A 23,218-nucleotide genomic window follows, 5' to 3' on the forward strand; every position below is an offset into this window, starting at 1 on the left:
CTGGCCAGCTGTCCCGGGAGCCGCTCGTGTCGCCGACGACCACCGCTGCCCGGGGCATCCCGGACAACGTGGCGGCGCCGAGCCGGCACGGCCGCCTGACCCGGCGGCGCTCCCGGCTGCTCGGCGTCCTCGGGCTGCTCGTGCTCGTCGCGCTGGCGGCGATGGTGAGCATCGCCGTCGGCACCCGCTCGATCGGCCTGGGCACGGTGTGGCAGGCCCTCACCGACCCGGGCCTGGGCGGCGAGGAAGCGGTGATCATCCGCGAGCTGCGGCTGCCCCGCACCGCCCTGGGACTGCTCGTCGGCCTCGCCCTGGGCGTGGCCGGCGCCCTGGCCCAGGGGCACACCCGCAACCCCCTCGGCGACCCCGGCCTGCTCGGCGTCACCGCCGGCGCCTCGCTCGCCGTGGTCCTCGCCATCTGGCTCCTCGGCATCAGCACTCCGGCCGGTTACGTCTGGTTCGCCTTCGCCGGGGCGCTGATCGGCACGGTCCTGGTCTTCGTCCTCGGCTCGGTCGGCCGCGGCGGGGCCACCCCGGTGACGCTCGCCCTGGCTGGCGCCGCGCTGTCGGCGCTCCTCTACGCCCTCGTCCGCGCGATCCTCGTCAGCGACCAGCAGAGCCTCGACAGCTTCCGCTTCTGGGTGGTGGGCGCGCTGGCCGGCCGCGGGGCCGACATCGCCTGGCAGGTCGCGCCGTTCATCGTCGCCGGCCTCGTGCTCGCCCTGCTCAACGCCCCCGCGCTGGACCTGCTCGGCCTCGGCGAGGACGTCGCCCGCGGGCTGGGCCAGCGCATCTGGCTCGCGCGCGCCGTCGGGCTCGCCGCGGTCACGTTGCTCTGCGGCGCGGCCACCGCCGCCTGCGGGCCCATCGCCTTCGTGGGGCTGGTCGTGCCCCACGCGGTGCGCATGGTCACCGGCCCGGCCCACCGCTGGCTCGTCCCCTGCTCCGGGCTGCTGGGCGCGGCGTTCCTCCTGGCCGCCGACGTGCTCGGCCGCGTCGTGGCCCGCCCCGGCGAGGTGCAGGTCGGCATCGTCCTCGCGCTGCTCGGCGCGCCGTTCTTCATCGCGCTCATCCGCCGCCGCCGGCTGGCCGGCCCGTGACGGCCACCGCACCGCGCACCGGCGCCCCGGCCGACCGCGGCCGGGCCGTCGTCCGGGTCGGCCCGGTCTCGGGGCGCTTCCGCTGGCGGCACCTGGCCGTCCCGGCCGTCACCGCGGTCGTCGTGGTGCTGCTGAGCGCGGTCAGCCTCGGCCGCGGCGACTTCCCGATCGGTGTGGGCGACGTGCTGCGCACCCTCGTGGGCCTCGGCGAGGGCACGCAGGAGTTCATCGTCCTCGAGCTGCGCGCACCGCGGATCGTCGTCGGCCTGCTCGTGGGCGTCGCCCTCGGGCTGGCCGGCGCCCTGTTCCAGACCTTCGCCCGCAACCCGCTGGCCTCCCCCGACATCATGGGGATCACCCAGGGCGCCTCGGTCGGTGCGGTCGCGGCGATCGTCCTGGCCGGCACCTCGGGCACCGGGGCGCTGCTCGGCGGGCTCGGTGTCCCGCTCGCCGCGCTCCTCGGCGCCCTGGCCACCGGCGCGCTGCTGTTCGTCCTCGCCTGGCGCACGGGCATCGACGGCTACCGCCTGGTGCTGGTCGGCATCGCCCTGTGGGCGGTCGCCTCCGCGCTGACCGACTGGCTGCTCACCCGCGCCGAGGTCACCGACGCCACCGCGGCCTACGTGTGGATCACCGGCTCGCTCAACGCCCGGACCTGGGACCAGGCGGTCACCCTGGCGCTCTCGCTCGCGGTCCTGCTCCCGCTGGCGCTGGCGGCGACCCGGGCCCTGGGCGTCCTCCAGTTCGGTGACGACACCGCCCGCGGGCTGGGCGTGCGGCTGGCGACCACCCAGGCCGCCGTCGTGCTGCTCGCCGTCGCGCTCACCGCCGTGGCGGTGGCCGCGGCCGGCCCCGTCCAGTTCGTCGCGCTGGTGGTCCCCCAGATCGCCGTCCGGCTCGCCGGGGGTTCCCGCCCCCCGCTGCTCGCCTCGGGCCTGCTGGGCGCCGGGCTGGTCGTCGGCGCCGACCTGCTGACCCGCACCGTCCTGCCCCAGGCCCTGCCCGTCGGCATCCTCACCGCCGCCATCGGCGCCCCGTACCTGCTCTGGCTCCTCGTCCGCGGAAGGCGGCGATCCACGCTGTGACGACCACCCTGCACCCACCCGCGACGTCGATCGGACCGGTCCGTCTCGCCGCCGAGTCGGTCCGCCTGGCCTACGACGACCGGGTCGTCGTCCGCGAGCTGGACCTGCAGCTCGCCGACGGCTCGTTCACCGCGATCGTCGGCCCCAACGGCTGCGGCAAGTCCACGCTGCTGCGCGCGCTGGGCCGGCTGCTGCGGCCGGTCGAGGGCCGGGTCCTGCTCGACGGGCACGCCATCGAGAGGACGCCGACCCGCGAGGTGGCCAAGACGCTCGGCCTGCTCCCCCAGACCCCGGTCGCGCCGGAGGGGCTCACCGTGGCCGACCTGGTGGCCCGCGGCCGCCACCCGCACCAGTCCTGGCTCAGGCAGTGGTCGCGGGGCGACGAGGCCGCCGTCGCCGAGGCGCTGGCCTGGACCGACATGAGCGAGCTGGCCGACCGCCCGGTCGATGCCCTCTCCGGCGGCCAGCGGCAGCGGGCCTGGATCTCCATGGCCCTGGCCCAGGGCACCGACCTGCTGCTGCTCGACGAGCCGACGACCTACCTGGACCTCTCCCACCAGATCGACGTCCTCGAGCTGGTCGCCCGGCTGCACACCGAGCGCGGGCGGACGGTCGTCGTCGTGCTGCACGACCTCAACCTCGCCGCGCGCTACGCGCAGCGGCTGGTCGCCATGAAGGACGGCGTCCTGGTGGCCTCGGGCACGCCGGCCGAGGTGCTCACCGAGGAGCTGCTCGCCGACGTCTTCGACCTCGAGGCGCGGATCGTGCCCGACCCGGTTGCCGGGACGCCGATGGTGGTGCCGGTCCGCCGGCTCCGCTGAAGGAGGACCCCCTACCCCGGCCCCGTCCAGGGCACCGCCCCGAGCCTGCGAGGGGTGGGAGGACGGGCTCCTTCTTCAGCTGGCGAGCCCCTGCCGCCAGTAACCCATGAACGCCACCGCGCCGCGGGGCACCCCGAGGTCGCCGACCAGGCGGCGGCGCAGCTGCTTGACCACCCCGGCCTCCCCGGCCAACCAGGCGTAGCAGCCCGCCGCGGCATCGGTGTCCGGGACCTCCCAGAGCAGGTCGCCGTCGTCGACCTCCTCGGGGGCCTCACCGGGCGCCGCCGCGACACCCAGCGCGCACAGCGCGGCGTGCACTGCGGGCACCAGCAGGGACCCGCGGGCGGCCCCCTCCCGGGGCAGCCAGCGCACCGTCACGCCCGGCGGCAGCACGAGGTTCAGCGCGTCCGCGGCCTCGGGCACCTCGAGGAGGGCCTTCACGCGGCGCGGACCGTCCCCGAGCGCTTCCAGGATCGCGCACACCGCGGGCACGGCGGTCTCGTCGCCGGCCAGCAGCAGCGAGCGGGCCGCCGTGGGCGGAGCCCACTCCACGCCCCACGGCCGGCCCCGCCCGGGCCGGTCCGGACCCAGCACCACGACCCGGTCCCCCGGGACGGCCGACGCCGCCCAGCGCGCGGCCGGGCCGGCGTGCCCGTCCTCGATCCCGTGCAGGACGACGTCGACGTCGAGCTCGGCGCGCTCGGGGCGGACCGCCCGCACCGTGTAGGTGCGGATGTGCGGCCGCTGGTCCTCGGGCATCGCGCAGTACTCGACGTACCAGTCCGACCCGTGCGCCATGAGCCGGCGCAGCCCGTCGGCGTCCCGCGCCAGGACCAGCTTGAACCGCTGGTCGTCGCCCGCGGCGCCGAAGCCGGCGAGCTCGGGGCCGGTGAGCGTGAGGCGCACGAAACTCGGGCTCAACCGCTGCACCGCGGCCACGGAGACGTCGAAGAAGGCCCACTCCGGGGCGGTCGCGACCTCCGGCTGCGCGGTGAGGGTCATGCGGCGTCTCCGATCTCGGCGCTCGTGCGGCGCGGGTTAGGCGAGGCTAACCTGAGCACCCCCGCCGAGGGAAGGCCCCCGGCCCGTTCAGGAGGGGGCGACCGTCTCCGGCACCGGGGCGGTCGCGGGCCTCGCCCGCGCCGTCTGGGCGAGCCCGATCCCCACCAGCACGACCAGCCCGCCGAGCACCTGCCAGCCGGTGAGCACCTGCTCCACCCACAGCCAGGCGACGATCGAGGCGAGCACCGGCTCCACGGTGGCGACCAGCCCCGCCGTCGTCGGCGACAGGTGCCGCAGCGCGGCGATGGACAGCCAGAAGGGCACCATGGCCCCGAGGACGACGATCCAGGCGACCAGCACCCACAGCGGGAGCGCCAGCGAGCCCAGCGACACCGGCACCCGCTGGCCCAGCACGCCGGCGTCGAACTCCCACCAGGGCGCCGCGACCGACCAGAACAGCCCGGCGGCCACGAAGCTCCAGCAGGTCAGCGCCACCGGGTCGCGGGTGACGGTGCCGCGCTCGCCCATGAGGTAGTAGGTGGTGAGACACAGGGCGGCCCCGAGCGCCGCGCCCACCCCGAGGGCGTCCAGCGACCCGCCGCCTCGCCAGACCTGGGCGACGAGCACCAGGCCCGACAGCGACAGCAGCAGCGCCAGCCACAGCCGGCTGCGCACACGCTCGCCGCGGACCAGCCAGACGTAGAGGGCGATGAACACCGGCGCGGTCATCTCGAAGACCAGCGCGATGCCGACCGGCAGCCGGCCGATCGCCACGTAGTAGAGGAACTGGGTCAGCGCCACGCCGACCACCCCGAAGGCGGCCAGGAACGGCACCTCGCGCCAGCGCAGGCGCAGCCGCCGCGGCCGGGTGAGGGCCAGCACGACCAGCAGGCCGACGGCGGCACCCGTGCAGCGCAGCGCGGTCAGCCGGGTGGGCTCGATGCCCGCCTCCAGCGCGAGCGTCGAGACCGTGCCGTTGACGGCGAAGAACCCCGCGGCGACGAGCGTGGCGGCGTATCCGAGAGCGGGCCGGGGCACGGACGGAATGTAGTCCCCGTCAGGCCCCGTGCCACCTACCGGTCACTGCGCGGCGGCCGGGTCCATCCACATGCCCTCCCAGACGTTGCCGTCCGGGTCGGTGAAGCTGCGCCCGTACATGAAGCCGTGGTCCTGCGCCGGCATCCACGGCGTACCGCCGGCGGTGTTCACGAAGATCATCCGCACGATGCGTCGCTCCCGTCATGGAGAGGCCCGGTCGGCCCCGTCACTGGGTAGGACGGGGCCGACCGGGGGAACTCATCGGCGGGACCGGGAGGGCCGGTCAGTCGGAGCGGTCACCGGGCACCGGCGAGCCGACGTCGGCCACCCCGCGCCCTCGGTTCTCCGTGCGGCGACGCACCGCGGCGACCGGCGTGCGGGCCGCCCCGGTGTCCCCGACGCCGTTGCCAGCGGTATCGGGCGCGGGCTCGACCACCAGGACGAAGTCGTCGCCGTGCCGGGTGATCCCCTCGACGACGGCCTGCTCGACGGCCTCGGCCGCCACCGTGTGCCGCAGCATCATCGGATCGGACCGCACGTCCTTGGCCAGCGCTACCGCGAGCCCGACCATGACCAGCGCGAAGGGCAGGGCGGCGATGATCGTGAGGTTCTGCAGCCCGGTCAGCGCCTCGTCGCCGCCGACCAGGAGCATGACCGCGGCCACCGCGCCCATCACCGCGCCCCAGAAGACGACCGTCCGCCGGCTCGGGGCCAGCGTGCCGCCCTCCGACAGCGAGCCCATGACGATCGAGGCGGCGTCCGCCCCGGAGACGAAGAAGATCGCCACCAGCGCCATGACCACCACCGTCATGACCGTGGCCAGCGGGAATTGGCCGAGCACGCCGAACAGCTGCCCCTCGGCGGTCGCCTGCCCGGCGACGTCCACACCGTCGCGCTGCGCGGCGATGCCGGCGCCACCGAAGATGACGAACCACACCAGGGTCACCACGCTCGGCACCAGCAGCACGCCGGAGACGAACTGGCGGATGGTGCGGCCCCGGCTGATCCGGGCGATGAAGACGCCGACGAACGGCGTCCAGCTGATCCACCAGGCCCAGTAGAAGACCGTCCAGCCGCGCAGCCACGCGGCCGTGGCGTCGCCGCCGACGGCCTCCGTGCGGGCGGCCATCTCCGCCAGGTCGGCGAAGTAGCTGCCGATCGCGGTCGGCAGCAGGTTGAGGATGAACACGGTCGGGCCGACGACGAAGACGAAGACGGCCAGGACCACGGCCAGCACCATGTTGATGTTCGACAGCCACTGGATGCCCTTGGCGACACCCGAGACCGCGGAGGCCACGAATGCCGCGGTCAGCACCGCGATGATCGCGACCAGCACGCCGTTGCCGACGTCCCCGGCCCAGCCGAGGATCTCCATGCCGCTGCCGATCTGCAGCGCGCCCAGGCCGAGCGAGGCCGCCGACCCGAAGAGGGTCGCGAAGATCGCCAGGACGTCGATGAGCTTGCCCGCCGGCCCCTCCGTGCGCCGCTCGCCGAACAGCGGGGCGAACGCGGAGCTGATCAGCTGGCGACGGCCGCGGCGGAACGTGCCGTAGGCGATCGCCAGCCCGACGACGGCGTAGATCGCCCACGGGTGCAGCGTCCAGTGGAAGAGCGTGGTCGCCATCGCCGTCTGCACGGCCTCGGGCGTCTCGGCCCCGACGGTGCGCGGCGGCGGGGAGACGTAGTGCGAGAGCGGCTCGCTGACGCCGTAGAACATCAGCCCGATGCCCATGCCGGCGCTGAACATCATCGCCACCCAGGACACCGTCCGGAACTCCGGCGCCTCGTCGTCCCGGCCCAGCGGGATGCGCCCGTACCGGCTGACCGCCAGCCACAGCACGAAGACGACGAACGCCGAGGCCAGCAGGACGAACAGCCAGCCGAGGTTGCTCTCGATCCAGGTCAGGGCCGAGCCGCTGGCGCTGCCCAGGTTCGACGGGGCGAGGAAACCCCAGGCGACGAAGGCGAGGGCCAGGGCCGCGGAGATGCCGAAGACGACCTTGTCCAACCGGCCCTTCTCGTCGGCGACAGGCGGGGGCGGCTCGGCGATAGCCGGGTGCGGGTCACCGCAGGGGGCGTCCACAGGGGTCTGGCCCGGGGCGACGTCGACTGCGAAGTTCTCGTTCCGCCCGGGGACGGGGGTGGTACTTGTGCTCACAGGCAATCCGGCGCCCAGGGTGCGGCGCCCCCTCCGTTCACTTGATGACACGGTGTAATCCCACGGGTTGTCCTCACCAGGAGCCATGGGGCGACTATCCACAGTCATGTCGCTTTGCGATTGGCGCAACTGGACGTGACGTGGAGCACATTGCTGTCACGTTCACCCGACGGATCGCCGGTGCTGAGCGCCTCACAGGGCGGGTACCCGTGACGAGGATCACTAGGCACCGCCGCGGCGCCGGCCGGGCCGACCGGGAGGAGACCCATGAGCACGGAGCGACCGCGGTGGTCCGACCGTCGCCGTCGCACGCTGCTCGGGCTGGCCGGCGGTGCGCTCGCCGGCGGCCTCGGGGCGGTCGCGCTGCCGGCCGAGTACGGCGTGACGGCGGGGTTCCTCGCCGCGCTGTGCGCCTTCCTCCTCGTCGCCGCCCTCGTCGTCTTCGTCGCCGTCCCCGGCCCGGACACGCCGCGCGCCCTGCTCCACCTCACGCCGCTGGCCGGGGCCGTTCTCGTCGTCGCGGTGCTGCTCGTGCTCGCCAACCCGGCCGGCTCGCTGCGGTGGCTGTGGATCGTCGCGGCGGTGCTGGCCGCCGGCTGGACCGCGGTGGCGGTCCGGGAGACCCGCCGGTCCGGCAGGTGACCGGTCGGCAGACTGCAGGCATGGACCTGCCCGCTGCCCTGTACCTCCCCGAGGACGGCGTCTTCCTCGCCACCGAGCTCACCATCGGCCCCTGGGACCCCGCGTTCCAGCACGCCGGCCCCCCGGCGGCGTTGCTGGCCCGCGAGGTCGAGCGGGCCGGCCGCATCCCCGCCGGGCAGACCGTGCGGCTGGCCTACGACATCCTCGGCCCGGTGCCGGTGGGCCCGGTGCGGGTCACCGCCCGGCTGCTGCGCCCCGGCCAGCGCATCGAGCTGGTCGAGGCCGAGCTGACCGCGGACGGGGCGGACCGGCCGCTGATGCGCCTGACCGCCTGGCGGATGCGGGTGCGCGAGGCCGCCGGCACCCCCGAGCCGGCGCCGGCGCTGCCCGACCCGCAGCGGAGCCGGCCGGAGACGGCCGACTTCTTCACCACCGACGTCGCCTACCACCGGGCCCTGGAGTGGCGGTTCGCGCACGGGTCGTTCAACGCACCCGGCCCCGCGGCGGCCTGGACCCGCCCGCTGTGCGCGCTCGTGGACGGCGAGCCGATGACCCCGCTGCAGCACCTGCTGGTCATGACCGACGCGGCCAGCGGCGTCTCCGCCGTCCTGGACTGGACCCGGGCCACCTTCGCCAACGTCGACCTGTCCGTCGCGCTCGTCCGGCCGCCGGCCGGCGAGTGGCTGGGCCTGGACGCGGCCACCACCCTGGGCCCCTCCGGCGCCGGCCAGTGCTTCGCCGACCTCTACGACGCCGCCGGCCGGATCGGCCGCTCCACGCAGTCGCTGTTCGTCGAGCCCCGCTGACCCCCCGAGCCCGCGGGCTCGGCCCCACGGGCATCGACCCGTTCCGACCGGCGAGGCTGACCACTGCGTTTGGCATTCGGGCGCCGCGACGGTCAGGCTGGTGAACCGATGGCTCCGTTGACCGAACTTCTCAACTGGCTCGCCGGCCGCGGGCTGGAAATCGTGCTGATCATCCTCGGCTCGGTGCTGCTGGCCCGCCTCGTCGCCTGGGTCAGCACCAAGTTGACCGACCGGATCGACGCCCGCGCCACCGGCGGCGACGCACTGGTCCGCTCCGAGGCGGCCAAGCACCGCCACTCGCTGACCCAGGTGATCTCCTGGACGTTGATCGTGCTGATCTACGCGGTCGCGGTCTTCTTCGTGCTGGACCGGCTCGGCGTCCCGATCACCGGCCTGGTAGCCCCGGCGACCGTGCTGGGCGTCGGCCTCGGCTTCGGCGCGCAGCGGATCGTCGGCGACGTGCTGGCCGGCTTCTTCCTCATCACCGAGCGGCAGTACGGGTTCGGGGACGTCGTCGAGATCGCCGTCGTCGGCGGCGGGGACCCGGCCACCGGCACCGTCGAGGACGTGACCCTGCGGGTGACCCGGCTGCGCTCCCCCAACGGCGAGGTCGTCACCGTGCCCAACGGGCAGATCGTCAAGGTGGTCAACCTGTCCCGCGACTGGGCGCGCGCGGTCATCGACGTGCCCGTCCCGACGTCCATGGACGTCAACCGGGTCAACGAGATCCTGCGCCAGGTCGGCGAGGACGCCTTCCGCGACCCGGCCATGCGCCCGCTGCTGCTCGACCCGCCCAGCGTGATGGGGGTGGAGACCATCGACCTCGACCAGGTCCACGTCCGCATGGTGGCGCGCACGCTGCCCGGCAAGCAGTTCGAGGTGGGCCGTGACCTGCGGGCCCGCATCGTGCACGCGTTCCGCCGGGAGGGCATGCAGGACATGCCCATCCCGACCACGGACGCCTCCACCGTGGCGCTCACCGGCGTCCCCGGGGACGGCGCCCGGTGAGCCCTCGGCACCGCGACACCACCGAGGTCCCCGTGGCCGCCGCCGCCCCGCCGTCCGCCCGGACCGGCTGGTGGTCCAAGGTCCCCCACCACTTCGGCCGCGCACGGACCTCGACCCTCGTGCTGGCCGTCCTCTTCCTCGCCGTCGGCCTGCTCTACCTCTACGTCAAGCCCGAGGTGACCGGGGTCGGGACCACCGTCGACACCCCGGCGGAGACCACCCCCGCGCCGGCCCCGGAGCCCACCGGGCCGGCCGAGCCCACCGGGACGACGGAGCCGACGGAGCCGACCGGGCCGACCGGGCCGACCGGGCCGACCGGGCCGACGGAGAGCTCCGAGCCCTCGGCGCCGACCACCACGCCGCGGGCGCCGACGACCACCCCCGAGCCGACGGCGCCCGGAGGGACCACGGAGCAGGAACCCACGACCTCCCCGTCCGAGCCGACGACGACCCGCGCCCCGGCGCTGCCGACGACCACGGAGGCCCCGGAACCGACACCGACCGGCACCTCGGCGCCGTGACCGCCGACACGACCTCCGCGCACAACGCTCCCCGCCGCGCCACACGGGCGGTGCGCAGGGCAAGATCAGCGAACTGCATTCGTGGAGGGAGACACTCCGTGGCCATCCGAACCCTGACCCGGCGCGGGCGGGCGACCGTCGCGGCACTCGCCGGCGCCACCCTCGTCCTCGCCGGCTGCGGCGACGACTCCGGTGGGGGCGGTGACGGCGGCACCGGCAGCACCGGCGGAGCGGCAGCCACCGGCGAACCGCTGCCGACGGTCGAGGCCGACGAGGCCCTGGCCGCCCGCGTGCCCGCCGACATCGCCGAGGACGGCCAGACGATCGTCGGATTCGACGTCGACCTGTTCCAGCTGGTGGCGCAGAAGCTGGGCCTGGACGCGCAGTTCCAGACGGCCGACTTCGGCTCGATCATCGCCGGCGTCGGCTCCGGGCGGTACGAGGCCGGGGTCTCCTCGTTCACGATCAACCCCGAGCGGCTGCAGCAGGCCAACATGGTGAGCTACTACAACGCCGGCACGCAGTGGGCGACGAAGCAGGGCAACCCGGAGGACGTGGACCCGGACAACGCCTGCGGGCTCTCCATCGCCGTGCAGCGGGGCACCGTGCAGGTCGACGACATCACCGCCCGCTCGGAGGCCTGCACGGCCGCCGGCAACGAGGCGATCACGATCGACCAGTACGACGCGCAGAGCGACGCCACCGCCGCGGTCGTCTCCGGCCGCAACGTCGCCGTGCTGGCCGACTCCCCGGTCATGGCCTACGCCGTCCAGCAGACCCGCGGCCAGCTCGAGCTGCTCGGTGACATCTACGACTCGGCCCCCTACGGGTACGTGATCCGGCAGGACCAGCCCGAGTTCGCCGCGGCCGTCCGCGACGCCGTCCAGTCGCTCATCGACGACGGCACCTACACCGAGGTGCTGCAGCGCTGGGGCGTGGAGGACGGCGCGATCACCGACCCCGCGGTGAACCCCACCGTCGGCTGACCCCACCCGCGGCCATGGCCTCCCCGCCCGGAAGCACCGACACGGCGACCCGGCCGGCACCGCCCGAGCAGATCAAGGCGGTGCCGGTCCGGCACCCCGGCCGCTGGGTCGCCACCGCGATCATCGCGGTGCTGGCGGCGATGTTCGTCCACATGCTGGTCACGAACCCGGTGTTCCAGTGGGACTTCATGCTCGACAACATGTTCACCCCCGCGGTCCTCCGCGGCGCGCGAACGACGTTGATCATGACCATCCTGGCCATGGTGCTGGGCGTGCTGCTGGGCATCGTCCTCGCGGTGATGCGCCTGTCGCCCAACCCGATCGTCTCGGGTTCGGCGTGGACCTACATCTGGTTCTTCCGCGCGATCCCCCGGATCGTGCTGCTGTTCTTCATCGCCAACCTGGGCGCCCTCTACGCCAGCTACGACCTGGGCATCCCGTTCGACCAGCAGCTGATGGACTTCTTCGGCTTCGAGGCGGACTGGCGCTTCCTCAGCCTGAACGGGAACCAGATCTTCGCCGGGTTCACCGCCGGGCTGCTCGGGCTGGCGCTGTCCGAGGGCGCCTACATGGCCGAGATCGTGCGGGCCGGCATCCAGTCGGTGGACCCCGGTCAGGCGGAGGCGGCCAGCGCCCTGGGGCTGAGCCGCGGCAAGACGATGCGCCGGATCGTGCTGCCCCAGGCGATGCGGGTGATCATCCCGCCGACGGGCAACGAGACGATCGCGATGCTCAAGGACACCTCGCTGCTCATCGCGGTGCCGGTGACCACCGAGCTGAACTTCCAGCTGCGGGCGATCGGCAGCCGGACGTTCCAGATCATCCCGATGGCCGTCGCCTCGATCCTCTGGTACCTCGCGTTGACCAGCCTGCTGATGATCGGGCAGTACTTCCTGGAGAAGCGGTTCAGCCGCGGGGTCGGCACCCGCGAGACCCGGGCGCAGCGGGCCGCGCGGCGGGCCCGCGGGGTGGGGGGGTCCACGTGAGCGAAGCCGTCCCGTCCCCCTTCCCCCTGTCCACCACGCCGATGGTGCGCGCCGAGGCGGTCTGCAAGTCCTTCGGCCACGTCGACGTCCTCAAGGGCATCGACCTGGAGGTCGCCGCCGGCGAGGTGGTGTGCGTCATCGGCCCCTCCGGCTCCGGGAAGTCGACGTTCCTGCGCTGCATCAACCACCTCGAGAAGATCAACGCCGGCCGGCTGTGGGTGGACGGCCGGCTGGTCGGCTACCGCGAGCGCGGCGGCAAGCTGCACGAGCTGCGCGACCGGGACGTCGCCGCGCAGCGGCGGGACATCGGCATGGTGTTCCAGCGGTTCAACCTCTTCCCGCACATGACCGCGCTGGAGAACGTCGTCGAGGCGCCGACCCAGGTGAAGGGCGTGCGCAAGGACGCCGCCCGGGCGCGCGGGGTCGAACTGCTGGAGCGCGTGGGCCTCGCCGAGCGCGTGCACTCCTACCCGAATCAGCTCTCCGGCGGGCAGCAGCAGCGGGTGGCGATCGCCCGGGCGCTGGCCATGGAGCCCAAGCTGATGCTCTTCGACGAGCCGACGTCGGCGCTGGACCCCGAGCTGGTCGGCGAGGTGCTCGACGTGATGCGCGGCCTGGCCGAGTCCGGGATGACGATGATCGTGGTGACCCACGAGATGGGCTTCGCCCGGGAGGTCGGCGACACCCTGGTGTTCATGGACGACGGAGTGATCGTGGAGTCCGGCGACCCGCGCCGCGTGCTCAGCGACCCCCAGCACGCGCGCACCCAGGCGTTCCTCTCCAAGGTGCTCTAGCAGCACGGTCCTCTCGCAGCACCGCGCTCTAGAAGCTGGTCACCACCGCGATGCCCGGCGTCCGGCCGACGTCGGCCAGCGCGGCGCCGGCCTCGTCGAGGCCCAGCTCCCGCGTGACCAGCTCCTGCGGCCGCAGCCGCCCGGCGGCGATCAGCCCGAGCAGCTCCGGGTAGGCGTGCGCGGCCATGCCGTGGCTGCCCAGCACCTGCAGCTCCAGGGCGATCACCCGCTCCATCGGCACCGCCGGCCGCCCCTGGGCCGGGGGCAGTAGCCCGACCTGCACGTGCCGGCCGCGCGGGCGCAGGCTGCGGACGGAGTTCTCGCAGGTCGCGGCGGCACCCAGCGCATCGAGGGAGACGTGCGCGCCACCGCCGGTCAGCTCGGTGACCCGATCCGCCACCCCGTCGCCTCCGCCGGCCACCGTGTGCTCGGCGCCGAACTGCCGGGCCAGCGCCAGTGCGCCCTCGGCGACGTCGACGGCGACCACCCGGGCGCCGGCCGCCGCCGCGATCTGCACCGCCGACAGCCCGACCCCGCCGCAGCCGTGGACGGCAACCCACTCACCGGCCTGCACGCGGGCGATCTGCACCACGGCACGGAAGGCGGTGGCGAACCGGCACCCCAGGGCCGCCGCGGTCGCGAGGCCCAGCTCGTCGGGCAGCGCGACGAGGTTGACGTCGGCGGCGTCGAGGGCGACGAACTCGGCCAGCGAGCCCCAGTGGGTGAAGCCAGGCTGGGTCTGGTGCGGACAGACCTGGGGATCGCCGGCCGCGCACTGCGCGCAGGCCCCACAGGCGTTGACGAAGGGCACGGTGACCCGGTCCCCCACCCGCCACCGCCGGACGTCGCGTCCCACCGCGGTCACCGTGCCGGCCAGCTCGTGCCCGGGGACGTGCGGCACGACGACGTCGGGGTCGTGCCCCTGCCAGGCGTGCCAGTCGCTCCGGCAGATCCCGCTGGCCCCGACTCGCACGACGACCCCGCCGGGCGCCGGATCGGGCGCGGGCACCTCCCTCACGGTCAGCGGGCCGCCGAAGGTCTCGAACACCAGTGCGCGCACACCCGCAGCCTCTCCCACGGCATCCGGTGACCGAGCGTCACCCTCCGGCCACGTCTCCACCCCATCGGAGGACCCGTTTGGCGCTGCGGGCTGCGCGCGCCTCCCTTTCCATCGGAAGGAGGGACCGCGAGCCGGGAAGGGGGACGCGATGTCCGACGGCGCGATGTCCGACGGCGCGACGGCGGACGACGTCCGCCCCGGTCACCGGCGCGCACGCCTGGCGCGACTCACCGCACGGTCCCTCGCCGTCGCGGGCCTGGGGGCGGGGCTCTGGCTGGCGGGCCAGGCGACCGCGTCGGCCGGCACCGGCCCGGCGGAGTCACCTCCCGTCCCGCCGCTGACCAGGCACCTCGAAGAGCTGGTCGCCCCGGCGGCCGAGGTCCTCACCCCGCTCACCGAGACTCTCACTCCGGTCACGGAGACTCTCACCCCCGTCACGGACGTCCTCACCCCCGTCACCGAGGTCCTCACCCCCGTCACCGAGGTCCTCGCCCCGGCAACCGAGGTCCTCCTGCCTGTCACCGACGTGCTCCCGGCCCCGGCAACGGCCCCGACGCCGCTCCCGCCGGCCGCCGGCGCGCCGGTCGATCTCCTGCCCGTGGATGAGGCGCCTGCCCCCTCGGTCACCGACCGCCCCGCCCTGGTGCCGGCCGCCGCCGCGACGCCCCGGCCGGACGCCTCCGCGGCCGTTCCCTCCCCGCCCGAGCCGCCCGCCCCGCCGCGGGGGGGGGGGGGGGGGGGGGGGGGGGCGTCCCGAGCGGGGCCGGCGGGCCGAGCACCGGCGCGGAGGGGGGGGGGGGGGGGGGGGGGGGGGGGGGGGGGGGGGGGGGGGGGGCCCCCCGGGGGGGGGGGGGGGGGGTGGCCGGGGTCCGGCACGCACTGCGCCGGGTCGGGCGGCCGCGCCGGCGGGGACCAGCCGGCCGGGGCGGCTCCGGCCATGGCCCCCAGCGCCCTCATCCCGGCTCCGGGTACTGCCCCCGACGATGCCCGCGTCGCCGTCCGGCTCGCGGTCGGCGACCCCTCCTACTCCCCCGACTGAGTGCGGCGCCGCCGGCCCCGAGCCGGCCGAGCGCACCACCCCGTGCCCCTCCCGGGCCGCGGGATCTCCGCATCCAGTCAGGAGTCACGCCATGAACACCTGGGTCGCACGCGGCCTGCAGACGGCACTGTTCACCGGGGGCCTGCTGGCCGTCGGCGCCGGTGTCGCCTCGGCCTCGGACAGCCTCGAGCTCACCGTCCCGGTCACCGTGACCGGCAACGCCATCGGCATCCTCGGGGACGCCGCCACGGCAGCACCCCCACCCGCGGCCGCGCCGGGCGACGCCGAGGGAGACGCTCTCCTCGACGTGACCGTCCCGGTCACCGTGACCGGCAACGCGATCGCCGTCCTCGGGAACGCCACCGCACCCGGCGGAACGCCCGCACCCGCCCACGCCGCGGACGCCGATGGCCTTCTCGACGCCGACGTGCCGCTGACCGTCTGCGGCAACGCCGTCGGCGTCCTCGGCGACGCAGCGGCCGACTGCGCCGGCACGGGTCCCGATGGCAACCCGGCTCCCGGGGAGGGCTCCGACGGTGGCGTGCTCGAGGTCGACGTCCCCATGACCGTCTGCGGCAACGCCGTCGGCGGCCTCGGCGACGCCTCTGCCGGCTGCACCATCGGCAGCGCCCCGGCCCCCGGCGACGGTGGGGCTCCCGGCAACGGCCCGGACGGGGGTGATCGCCCCGACACCCGTCCGGCGGCGTCGGCGGGGGAGCACGCCGCCGACCCGCGCGGGACCGTTCTGGCGGGCCGGTCGTCCGGGACAGCGGACCTCCACGCGGACACCGTCGGCGGCGCGCTGGCCTACACCGGTGCCGGCGTCGCCGTCCCGGCGCTCGCCGGCCTGCTCACGCTGGCTGTGGGCCTCGGGCTGACGGCGGCCGGACGGCACCGGGCGGGACGCCGCCTCGGGTGATGCCGATTGCTGTGGGCCCCGGATGCTCCGCGCATCCGGGGCCCACAGCACCGCCTCGAACGGTGAGCGACGAAACCTCTGGTCAGGTGGGTTAGGTAAGGCTAACCTGCGTCGGTGCTGACGCGACGTCTTCTCCCTCTCGCCACCCTCGCCCTCGGTCTCGGACTCTCCGCCTGCGGTTCGGATGATCCGGGGCCCCGGGAGGCCGCAGCCGACACCGGCGGCACCTTCCCCGTCGTCCTCGAGCACATGTTCGGGACGACCGAGATCCCCGAGGCGCCCGAGCGTGTGGTCACCGTCGGCTTCAACGACCAGGACTTCGTCCTCGCGCTGGGCATCACGCCCGTGGGCACACGTGAGTACCTCGGGTACGACTACGACGCCCGGCCGTGGGCGGCCGACCTCCTGGACGGCGACGTGCTGCCGACGGTGGGTGGCGAGGAGATCGACATCGAGGCGGTGGCCGCCCTCGAGCCGGACCTCATCGTCGGCGTCTACTCCTTCATGGACGAGGCGACCTACGACCTGCTCTCCGGCATCGCCCCCGTCGTCGCCCAATCCGACGAGTACGAGGTCGGCGGAACCCCCTGGCAGGAGCAGACGCTGCTGACCGGCCGGGCACTGGGCCGGGAGGAGGAGGCCGAGCAGCTCGTCGAGGACGTCGAGGCCCGCTTCGCCGAGGTGCGGTCGGTGCACCCCGAATTCGCCGACCGCGCCCTCGCCGTCGACTACGGCTCGGTGGACAGCCACTTCGTCCTCGAGGAGCAGGACCTGCGCAACCGGTTCTTCGCCGACCTCGGCTTCGCGCCCCCCGCCGAGACCGGAGAGGTCAGCCTCGAGCGGATGGACGCGCTCGACCAGGACGTCCTGGTGGCCGGGGGGTACACCCGGGAGGAGATCAGCAGGGAACCGCTCTTCTCCGGGCTCGCCGTCGTCCGCGAGGACCGCACCGTGTACATCGGCACCTTCGACGGCGAGGTGACCGCGGCCCTGGGCTTCGGCAGCCCGCTGTCCCTGCCGCACCTGATGGACCTCGTCGTCCCGGCGCTGGCCCAGGCCGCGGACGGCGACCCCGCGACGGCGGTGGAGCAGCCGGCCGCCTGACCGGTGCTCCCTAGGCTGCGGGCGTGACCTCCCTGACCGTCCCCGCCCGTTTCTGCGGTCCGCCCGGCACGGCCAACGGCGGCTACCTGGCCGGCTCGCTGGCTGCCCGGGTAGCCGCCCCGGCGGTGAGTGTCCGGCTGCGCCGGCCGGTGCCGCTGGACCGGGAGCTCACCCTGCGCACCGGGGACGCGCTGGAACTGCTGGACGGCCAGGAACTGCTGGCCCGGGCCGAGCCGGCCGCCCTCGACCTCGAGGTCCCGGAACCTCCGACCGTCACCGAGGCCGCCGCGGCGGTGTCCGCGCTGCCGCCCTGGGACGACCACCCGTTCCCGGGCTGCTGGGGCTGCGGCACCGAGCGCGCGGCCGACGAGGGGCTGCGCTCCCGGGTCGGCCCGCTGCCCGACCGGCCGCAGGTGTGGGCCGGCGTCCTGCAGCCGGCCGGGGACGTCCCCTCCTCCGGCGGCCAGGCGGCGCCGGAGACGGTGTGGGCGGCGCTGGACTGCCCGTCGTTCCAGCCGCTCGCCGGCTCCGGCCCGTCCGTGCTCGGCACGATGACCGCCCGGCAGGACCGGCCGGTCCCCCTCGGTGCCGACCTCGTGCTCATGGCCTGGGTGCTGGGCCGCGACGGTCGCCGCTCGGTCACGGCGTCCGCGCTGGTCGGGCCCGACGGGCAGGTCGCCGCCCGCGCCGAGGCGATCTGGTTCGCCGTGGGGTGACCCCCGGGACCCCTGTGGCGGATGGGACGGAGGGTCACTCTAGGATCACCGCTGGCTCACGAGAGGCAGTGCAAAGCACCTGGCTGGCTGCCCGGCAACCTCAACTCCGTCTGAGGTGCTCCAGGGGAAGAGCCGGCCGGACGGCGCCCGCTGCCGGCAAGGACGGAGCTCCCTGCGCGCCGCGGGGTCTCCCGATCGAGAGGAGCCCGGCGCATGACCGACCCGCAGAGCTGGAGTTTCGAGACCCGGCAGATCCACGCCGGCACGAGCCCCGACCCCACGACCGGCGCGCGCGCCCTGCCGATCTATGCCACGACGGCCTACCAGTTCCGGGACACCCAGCACGCGGCCGACCTGTTCGCACTGGCCGAGCTCGGCAACATCTACACGCGGATCATGAACCCGACGCAGGACGCACTCGAGCAGCGCGTCGCATCGCTCGAGGGCGGGGTCGCTGCGCTGGCCGTCGCCTCCGGGCAGGCGGCGGAGACCCTCGCGATCCTCAACGTCGCCGAGGCCGGTGACCACGTCGTCGCCTCCGCCTCCCTCTACGGCGGCACCTACAACCTGCTGCACCACTCGCTGCGCAAGCTCGGCATCAGCGTCTCCTTCGTCGAGGACCCCGACGACCCGGAGAACTGGCAGTCCCTGGTCCGCGAGAACACCAAGGCCTTCTTCGCCGAGTCGATCGGCAACCCGAAGGGCGACGTGCTCGACATCGAGACCGTCGCCGGCGTGGCCCACCGCAGCGGCGTCCCGCTGATCGTCGACAACACGATCGCCACCCCGTACCTGGTCCGACCGCTGGAGTGGGGCGCGGACGTCGTCGTCCACTCGGCCACCAAGTATCTCGGCGGGCACGGGACGGCCATCGCCGGCCTGATCGTCGACGGCGGCGGCTTCGACTGGCGCGGCGGCAGGCACCCCGGCTTCACCACCCCCGACCCGACCTACAACGGCGTGGTCTACGCCGACCTGGGGGCACCGGCCTACGCGCTCAAGGCGCGGGTGCAGTTGCTGCGCGACCTCGGCCCCGCGATCTCCCCCTTCAACGCCTTCCTCGTCGTCCAGGGCATCGAGACGCTGTCGCTGCGCATGGAACGGCACGTGGCCAACGCCCAGCGGGTCGCGGAGTTCCTCGAGGGCCACGACGCCGTCGACCGGGTGAACTACCCTGGCCTGCCGTCCTCCCCGTGGCACACCGCCCAGCAGAAGTACGCCCCTCGCGGCGCCGGCGCGGTGCTGACCTTCGAGCTGCACGGCGGCGTCGAGGCCGGGAAGCGCTTCGTGGAGGCGCTGGAGCTGCACAGCCACGTGGCGAACATCGGCGACGTCCGCAGCCTGGTCATCCACCCGGCGTCGACCACGCACTCGCAGCTGACCCCCGAGGAGCAGCTGACCACCGGCGTCACGCCGGGCCTGGTGCGGCTGGCGGTCGGCCTCGAGGGCATCGAGGACATCCTCGCCGACCTCGAGGCCGGCTTCCGCGCGGCCAAGAGCGCCTAGGTCGTCCGGCGATGGGCGGGTGGGTCGAGGGGGATCCGGTCGGTGACCGGCTCTTCCTCGACCTGCCCGGACCCTTCCGGCCCGAGCGCGGGGGCGTGCTGCCCGCGGTACGGATCGCCTACGAGACGTGGGGGACGCTCGCGCCGGACGCCTCGAACGCCGTCCTGATCGAGCACGCGCTCACCGGCGACAGCCACGTCGTCGGCCCGGCCGGGCCCGGGCACCCCACGCCGGGCTGGTGGGACGGCCTGGTCGGTCCGGGCGCGGCCCTCGACACCGACCGGTTCTTCGTCGTCTGCGCCAACGTGCTCGGCGGCTGCCAGGGGACGACCGGGCCGTCGTCGCCCGGACCGGACGGCGGCCACTGGGGGTCCCGCTTCCCCGAGGTGACCGTCGCCGACCAGGTGCGGGTCGAGGCGGCGCTGGCCGACGCCCTGGGCATCGACCGGTGGGCCGCGGTGCTCGGCGGCTCGATGGGCGGCATGCGGGCGCTGGAGTGGGCGGTGGCGCTGCCCGAGCGGGTGGCGGCGCTGCTGTTCCTCGCCTCCGGCGCCGCGGCCACCGCCGACCAGATCGGCACCCAGACCACCCAGCAGGCCGCCATCCGCGCCGATCCCGCCTGGGCCGGCGGCGACTACCTGCCCGGCCCCGGGCCGGTCGACGGGCTGGGCATCGCCCGGCGGATCGCCCACCTGACCTACCGGAGCCGGCTCGAGCTCGACGAGCGGTTCGGCGCGGCGGTGCAGGACGACGGCCGGTACGCCGTCGCCTCCTACCTCGACCACCACGCCGGCAAGCTCTCCCGCCGGTTCGACGCCGGCAGCTACGTGGTGCTGACCGAGACGATGAACTCCTGGGACGTCGGCCGCGGCCGGGGCGGTGTCGCGGCGGCGCTGTCCCGGGTCACCGCACGGGCCGTGGTGGCCGGCGTCGACACCGACCGGCTGTACCCGCTGGAACTGCAGCGGCGGGTCGCCGACGGCCTCGGCGTCCCCCTGCAGGTGATCGCCTCCCCGTACGGGCACGACGGCTTCCTCATCGAGGTCGACGCCGTTGCCGCGCTGGTCCGCGAGCTCCTGGCGACCTGACTCCCCGCGGCTCCTGCCCGGACGGCCCGGTCCCGAGGCCCGCCCTCCCCGGACAGGAGCCCGCGGCGGCGCTCAGTCCATCGCGTCGCCGGGCACCTCGCCGGCCGGGGGCAGCGGCTGACGGAGCACCGGGCGGACCTTGCGCGCCGCGGGCAGCCGGTCGGTGTAGCTGGCCGCGTTGCCCCGGATGTGCGCAAGGTCGTCGTCCCCGGTCTGGCGGATCACCTTCGCCGGGACGCCGGCCACCAGCGAGCCCGGCGGCACCTTGGTGCCCTGGGTGACCACCGCGCCGGCGGCGACGATCGAGCCGGACCCGATGTGCGCCCCGTTCATCACCACGCTGCCCATGCCCACGAGCACGTCGTCGTCGACCCGGGCGCCGTGGAGCACCACCCGGTGGCCGACGGTGACCCCGCGGCCGACGATCAGCGGGAAATCGGGATCGGAGTGCAGGGTGCAGCCGTCCTGCACGTTCGAGCCCTCCCCGATCTCGATGACCTCGGCGTCGGCCCGCGCCACCGCGCCGTACCAGATGCTCGACCTCGGCCCCATCGTCACCGCGCCCACCACCACCGCCGTAGGGGCCACGAAGGCCTCCTCGTGGATGCGTGGTGCGCCGAACGGGAGCTCCGCGATGTAGTTCTCCGCCACGCCCCCACCCCAGCACAGTGACGCCGGCTGCGCACTCGTCCGGCAGACTGGCGGGCATGCCCGCGCCTCTTCCGTCGCTGCCCACCTCGATCGTCGGAAGCCTGCCCCAGCCGGAGTGGCTCATCGACCGGGAGAAGCTGGCCCACCAGTTCCCACCGCGGGTGCGGGCCCGGGAGCTGTGGCGGGTGGCCCCGGAGTTCCTCGCCGAGGCCCAGGACGACGCGACCCTCCTGGCCATCCGCGCGCAGGAGGAGGCGGGGCTGGACATCCTGACCGACGGGGAGATCCGCCGGGAGTCCTACTCCAACCACTTCGCCACCGCGCTCGACGGCATCGACCTGGACATCCCGGGCACGGTCATCAACCGCTCCGGCAAGCCGATCCCGGTGCCGCGGGTGGCCGGCGACCTCGCCCGGCGGCGGCCGATCCAGGCCGCCGACGTCCGGTTCCTCCGGGCGCACACCGACCGGACGGTGAAGATCACCGTGCCGGGCCCGTTCACCATGGCGCAGCAGTCGCAGAACGACCACTACGCCGACGACCGCGCCCTGGCGCTGGCCTACGCCGACGTCGTGCGCGCCGAGATCGCCGACCTGTTCGCCGCGGGCGCCGACATCGTGCAGATCGACGAGCCGTGGCTGCAGGCCCGGCCGGACGTCGCCCGCAAGTACGGCGCGGAAGCGGTCACCCGGGCCGTGGAGGGCGCCCCTGGGCCGGTGCACCTGCACCTGTGCTTCGGCTACGCCGTGATGGTCGCCGAGCGGCCCGAGGGCTACTCGTTCCTGTCCGAGCTGGCCGACACCCCGGTCGACACGGTGTCGGTGGAGACCGCGCAGTCGCACCTGGACCCGGCGACCCTGCGCCCGCTGCGCGGCAAGGGCGTCGCCCTGGGCGTCCTCGACCTCTCCACCCCGGAGGTGGAGACCGCCGAGGTGATCGCCGACCGGGTGCGCCGGGCGCTGGACGACGTCGACGTCGAGAAGCTGGTTCTCTCCAGCGACTGCGGCCTGAAGTACCTGCCCCGCGCCTCGGCCGAGGGCAAGATGCGCTCGCTGGCCCGGGCCGCGGAGATCGTGCGCGCCGAGCTCTGACCCCGGCGCGGATCACCGGTCCGGGCTCCAGTTCCCGGCCCGGACGGTCGATGGAGATCAGGTGAGCGCACAGCCCCGCCGGATGGCCGCCGTCCTCCTCGCCGCCCTCGCCCTCGTGGGGGCCGCCGTGACACCCGCCGCGGCGGCTCCCCGGGCGAGCGGGGACCCGGCGGCCCGCACGCAGCTCCTGCAGTTCGGCGTCACCACGCCCGGCGGGCCGGCCGCCACGGACGAGCTCGACGGCGTGGCCGCGTCCGCCGGGACGCAGCCGGCGATCGTCCTCTTCTACGCCGACTTCACCACCCCGCCCCCGATCGCCGGCCTCGACGCGGTCGCCGCCCGCGGCGCCACGCCGCTGGTCACCTGGGAGCCGTGGCAGTGGGGCGCGACCGACCAGGCGCGGTTCTCGCTGGCGAGCATCGCCGCCGGCCGGCACGACGGCTACCTCCGGCAGTGGGCCGACGCGCTGCGCGCGTGGGGCCGGCCGGTCCGGCTGCGGTTCGCGCACGAGCAGAACGGCACCTGGTACCCGTGGGCGGTCGGCAGCGGGGGCACCACCGCGGCCCAGCACGTCAGCGCGTGGCGGCACGTGGTGCAGCTGTTCCGAGACGCCGGGGCGGCGAACGTGACCTTCGTGTGGAACCCGAACGTCAGCTTCCCCGGCTCCTCGCCGATCGGTGCCACCTGGCCCGGGAAGCGGTACGTCGACGTCGTCGGTCTCGACGGCTACAACTGGGGGACCTCGACGAGCTGGACCGCCTGGCAGACGCCGCAGCAGCTCTTCGACGCCAGCCTGCGCGAGCTGCGCGGCCTCGCCCCCCGCACCCCGATCCTGATCAGCGAGGTGGCCTCGGCGGAGGCCGGCGGGGACAAGGCCGCCTGGATCCGGGCGCTGGTCGCCCACCTCGACGCCCAGTCAGACGTCACCGGGTTCGTCTGGTTCGACCACGACAAGGAGACCGACTGGCGGATCGCCAGCAGCCCCGCGTCGGCCGAGGCCCTGCGCGCCGCGCTGGCCGCGCGCACCGCACCCACCCTCCGGTGAGCGGCGAGGACGAGCCCCGGCGAAGCCCCGCGGCCGGACCCGGCCGGGCGGC

General features: G+C 74.8%; 23 protein-coding genes and 1 riboswitch. Of the genes, 17 read left to right on the top strand and 6 right to left on the bottom strand.

Annotated elements, in window-relative coordinates; all coding sequences use genetic code 11:
• The first annotated feature begins 26 nt into the window (after positions 1 to 26).
• The 3 genes from BMZ50_RS02230 to BMZ50_RS02240 are packed head-to-tail and all read left to right on the top strand — an operon-like array spanning position 27 to position 3,006.
• Positions 27 to 1,100, top strand: a complete 1,074-nt coding sequence (locus BMZ50_RS02230; RefSeq protein ID WP_245753259.1) for a FecCD family ABC transporter permease — start codon at positions 27 to 29, stop codon at positions 1,098 to 1,100.
• On the top strand, positions 1,097 to 2,185 hold the full coding sequence (locus BMZ50_RS02235) for a FecCD family ABC transporter permease (protein WP_091320748.1): 1,089 nt from the start codon (positions 1,097 to 1,099) through the stop codon (positions 2,183 to 2,185). The genes BMZ50_RS02230 and BMZ50_RS02235 overlap by 4 nt, the downstream gene beginning before the upstream one ends.
• Positions 2,182 to 3,006 carry an ABC transporter ATP-binding protein gene (locus BMZ50_RS02240; protein WP_245753260.1) on the top strand — a complete coding sequence of 275 codons (825 nt, stop codon included), beginning with the start codon at positions 2,182 to 2,184 and terminating at the stop codon, positions 3,004 to 3,006. The genes BMZ50_RS02235 and BMZ50_RS02240 overlap by 4 nt, the downstream gene beginning before the upstream one ends.
• Positions 3,007 to 3,081: 75 nt before the next feature.
• Here the strand turns inward: BMZ50_RS02240 and BMZ50_RS02245 are convergent, their stop codons facing one another.
• The 4 genes from BMZ50_RS02245 to BMZ50_RS02260 all read right to left on the bottom strand — a co-directional run bounded on the left by BMZ50_RS02245 (position 3,082) and on the right by BMZ50_RS02260 (position 7,204).
• On the bottom strand, positions 3,082 to 4,008 hold the full coding sequence (locus BMZ50_RS02245; protein WP_091320762.1) for a siderophore-interacting protein: 927 nt from the start codon (positions 4,006 to 4,008) through the stop codon (positions 3,082 to 3,084).
• Positions 4,009 to 4,095: 87 nt separating this feature from the next.
• Positions 4,096 to 5,046: an EamA family transporter gene (locus tag BMZ50_RS02250; protein ID WP_091320765.1), complete on the bottom strand. Its 951-nt coding sequence runs from the start codon at positions 5,044 to 5,046 to the stop codon at positions 4,096 to 4,098.
• A gap of 42 nt (positions 5,047 to 5,088) precedes the next feature.
• Positions 5,089 to 5,232: a VOC family protein gene (locus tag BMZ50_RS02255; protein ID WP_245753262.1), complete on the bottom strand. Its 144-nt coding sequence runs from the start codon at positions 5,230 to 5,232 to the stop codon at positions 5,089 to 5,091.
• Positions 5,233 to 5,329: 97 nt separating this feature from the next.
• Complete coding sequence (locus tag BMZ50_RS02260; protein ID WP_245753264.1) at positions 5,330 to 7,204, bottom strand: BCCT family transporter; 1,875 nt, start codon at positions 7,202 to 7,204, stop codon at positions 5,330 to 5,332.
• A 267-nt stretch (positions 7,205 to 7,471) separates the two neighbouring features.
• On the opposite strand from BMZ50_RS02260, the gene BMZ50_RS02265 reads away from it, so the two are divergent.
• From BMZ50_RS02265 to BMZ50_RS02295, 7 genes are all read left to right on the top strand, one after another.
• Positions 7,472 to 7,846: a hypothetical protein gene (locus tag BMZ50_RS02265; RefSeq protein ID WP_091320769.1), complete on the top strand. Its 375-nt coding sequence runs from the start codon at positions 7,472 to 7,474 to the stop codon at positions 7,844 to 7,846.
• Positions 7,847 to 7,866: 20 nt separating this feature from the next.
• Positions 7,867 to 8,652 (top strand): thioesterase family protein, encoded by a 786-nt coding sequence (locus BMZ50_RS02270; RefSeq protein WP_091320771.1) that lies wholly within the window; start codon positions 7,867 to 7,869, stop codon positions 8,650 to 8,652.
• A gap of 108 nt (positions 8,653 to 8,760) precedes the next feature.
• Positions 8,761 to 9,660: a mechanosensitive ion channel family protein gene (locus tag BMZ50_RS02275; RefSeq protein ID WP_091320773.1), complete on the top strand. Its 900-nt coding sequence runs from the start codon at positions 8,761 to 8,763 to the stop codon at positions 9,658 to 9,660.
• Positions 9,657 to 10,181, top strand: coding sequence for an Rv3103c transmembrane domain-containing protein (locus tag BMZ50_RS24930; protein WP_177212598.1), 525 nt, complete (start codon positions 9,657 to 9,659; stop codon positions 10,179 to 10,181). The genes BMZ50_RS02275 and BMZ50_RS24930 overlap by 4 nt, the downstream gene beginning before the upstream one ends.
• Positions 10,182 to 10,279: 98 nt before the next feature.
• A complete protein-coding gene (locus tag BMZ50_RS02285; protein WP_218146053.1) occupies positions 10,280 to 11,167 on the top strand; it encodes an ABC transporter substrate-binding protein in 888 nt (295 codons plus the stop codon).
• 14 nt (positions 11,168 to 11,181) lie between these two features.
• Complete coding sequence (locus BMZ50_RS02290; protein ID WP_091320775.1) at positions 11,182 to 12,153, top strand: amino acid ABC transporter permease; 972 nt, start codon at positions 11,182 to 11,184, stop codon at positions 12,151 to 12,153.
• Entirely contained in the window at positions 12,150 to 12,947 is a 798-nt protein-coding gene (locus BMZ50_RS02295) for an amino acid ABC transporter ATP-binding protein (protein WP_425431984.1), read from the top strand. The genes BMZ50_RS02290 and BMZ50_RS02295 overlap by 4 nt, the downstream gene beginning before the upstream one ends.
• Before the next feature lie 28 nt (positions 12,948 to 12,975).
• Here BMZ50_RS02295 and BMZ50_RS02300 read toward each other — a convergent pair whose 3' ends face one another.
• Complete coding sequence (locus tag BMZ50_RS02300) at positions 12,976 to 14,007, bottom strand: zinc-binding dehydrogenase (protein WP_091320778.1); 1,032 nt, start codon at positions 14,005 to 14,007, stop codon at positions 12,976 to 12,978.
• 1,130 nt (positions 14,008 to 15,137) lie between these two features.
• On the opposite strand from BMZ50_RS02300, the gene BMZ50_RS02310 reads away from it, so the two are divergent.
• The 5 genes from BMZ50_RS02310 (at position 15,138) to metX (ending at position 20,379) form a co-directional block, all read left to right on the top strand.
• Positions 15,138 to 15,965 (top strand): ICP22 family protein, encoded by an 828-nt coding sequence (locus BMZ50_RS02310; RefSeq protein ID WP_091320782.1) that lies wholly within the window; start codon positions 15,138 to 15,140, stop codon positions 15,963 to 15,965.
• Between the two features lie 114 nt (positions 15,966 to 16,079).
• On the top strand, positions 16,080 to 17,069 hold the full coding sequence (locus BMZ50_RS02315; protein ID WP_091320784.1) for an iron-siderophore ABC transporter substrate-binding protein: 990 nt from the start codon (positions 16,080 to 16,082) through the stop codon (positions 17,067 to 17,069).
• A 23-nt stretch (positions 17,070 to 17,092) separates the two neighbouring features.
• The gene (locus tag BMZ50_RS02320) at positions 17,093 to 17,785 is read left to right on the top strand and encodes a hypothetical protein (RefSeq protein WP_091320785.1); all 693 of its coding nucleotides are present in this window, start codon (positions 17,093 to 17,095) and stop codon (positions 17,783 to 17,785) included.
• A gap of 54 nt (positions 17,786 to 17,839) precedes the next feature.
• Positions 17,840 to 17,954, top strand: a riboswitch (SAM riboswitch).
• 44 nt (positions 17,955 to 17,998) lie between these two features.
• A complete protein-coding gene (locus BMZ50_RS02325) occupies positions 17,999 to 19,291 on the top strand; it encodes a bifunctional o-acetylhomoserine/o-acetylserine sulfhydrylase (protein ID WP_091320787.1) in 1,293 nt (430 codons plus the stop codon).
• 11 nt (positions 19,292 to 19,302) lie between these two features.
• On the top strand, positions 19,303 to 20,379 hold the full coding sequence (metX, locus tag BMZ50_RS02330; protein WP_091320788.1) for a homoserine O-acetyltransferase MetX: 1,077 nt from the start codon (positions 19,303 to 19,305) through the stop codon (positions 20,377 to 20,379).
• A 72-nt stretch (positions 20,380 to 20,451) separates the two neighbouring features.
• On the opposite strand, the gene BMZ50_RS02335 is transcribed toward metX, so the two are convergent.
• Positions 20,452 to 21,030, bottom strand: a complete 579-nt coding sequence (locus BMZ50_RS02335) for a gamma carbonic anhydrase family protein (protein ID WP_091320790.1) — start codon at positions 21,028 to 21,030, stop codon at positions 20,452 to 20,454.
• 56 nt (positions 21,031 to 21,086) lie between these two features.
• Between BMZ50_RS02335 and BMZ50_RS02340 the strand changes: the two genes are divergently transcribed.
• Both BMZ50_RS02340 and BMZ50_RS02345 read left to right on the top strand, forming a co-directional pair.
• On the top strand, positions 21,087 to 22,121 hold the full coding sequence (locus tag BMZ50_RS02340) for a uroporphyrinogen decarboxylase family protein (RefSeq protein ID WP_091320792.1): 1,035 nt from the start codon (positions 21,087 to 21,089) through the stop codon (positions 22,119 to 22,121).
• 61 nt (positions 22,122 to 22,182) lie between these two features.
• Positions 22,183 to 23,166, top strand: coding sequence for a glycoside hydrolase family 26 protein (locus tag BMZ50_RS02345; protein WP_218146054.1), 984 nt, complete (start codon positions 22,183 to 22,185; stop codon positions 23,164 to 23,166).
• Positions 23,167 to 23,218 lie beyond the last annotated feature (52 nt).

It is taken from the genome of Geodermatophilus ruber (genome assembly GCF_900114385.1).
Classification (GTDB): Bacteria; Actinomycetota; Actinomycetes; order Mycobacteriales; family Geodermatophilaceae; genus Geodermatophilus; species Geodermatophilus ruber.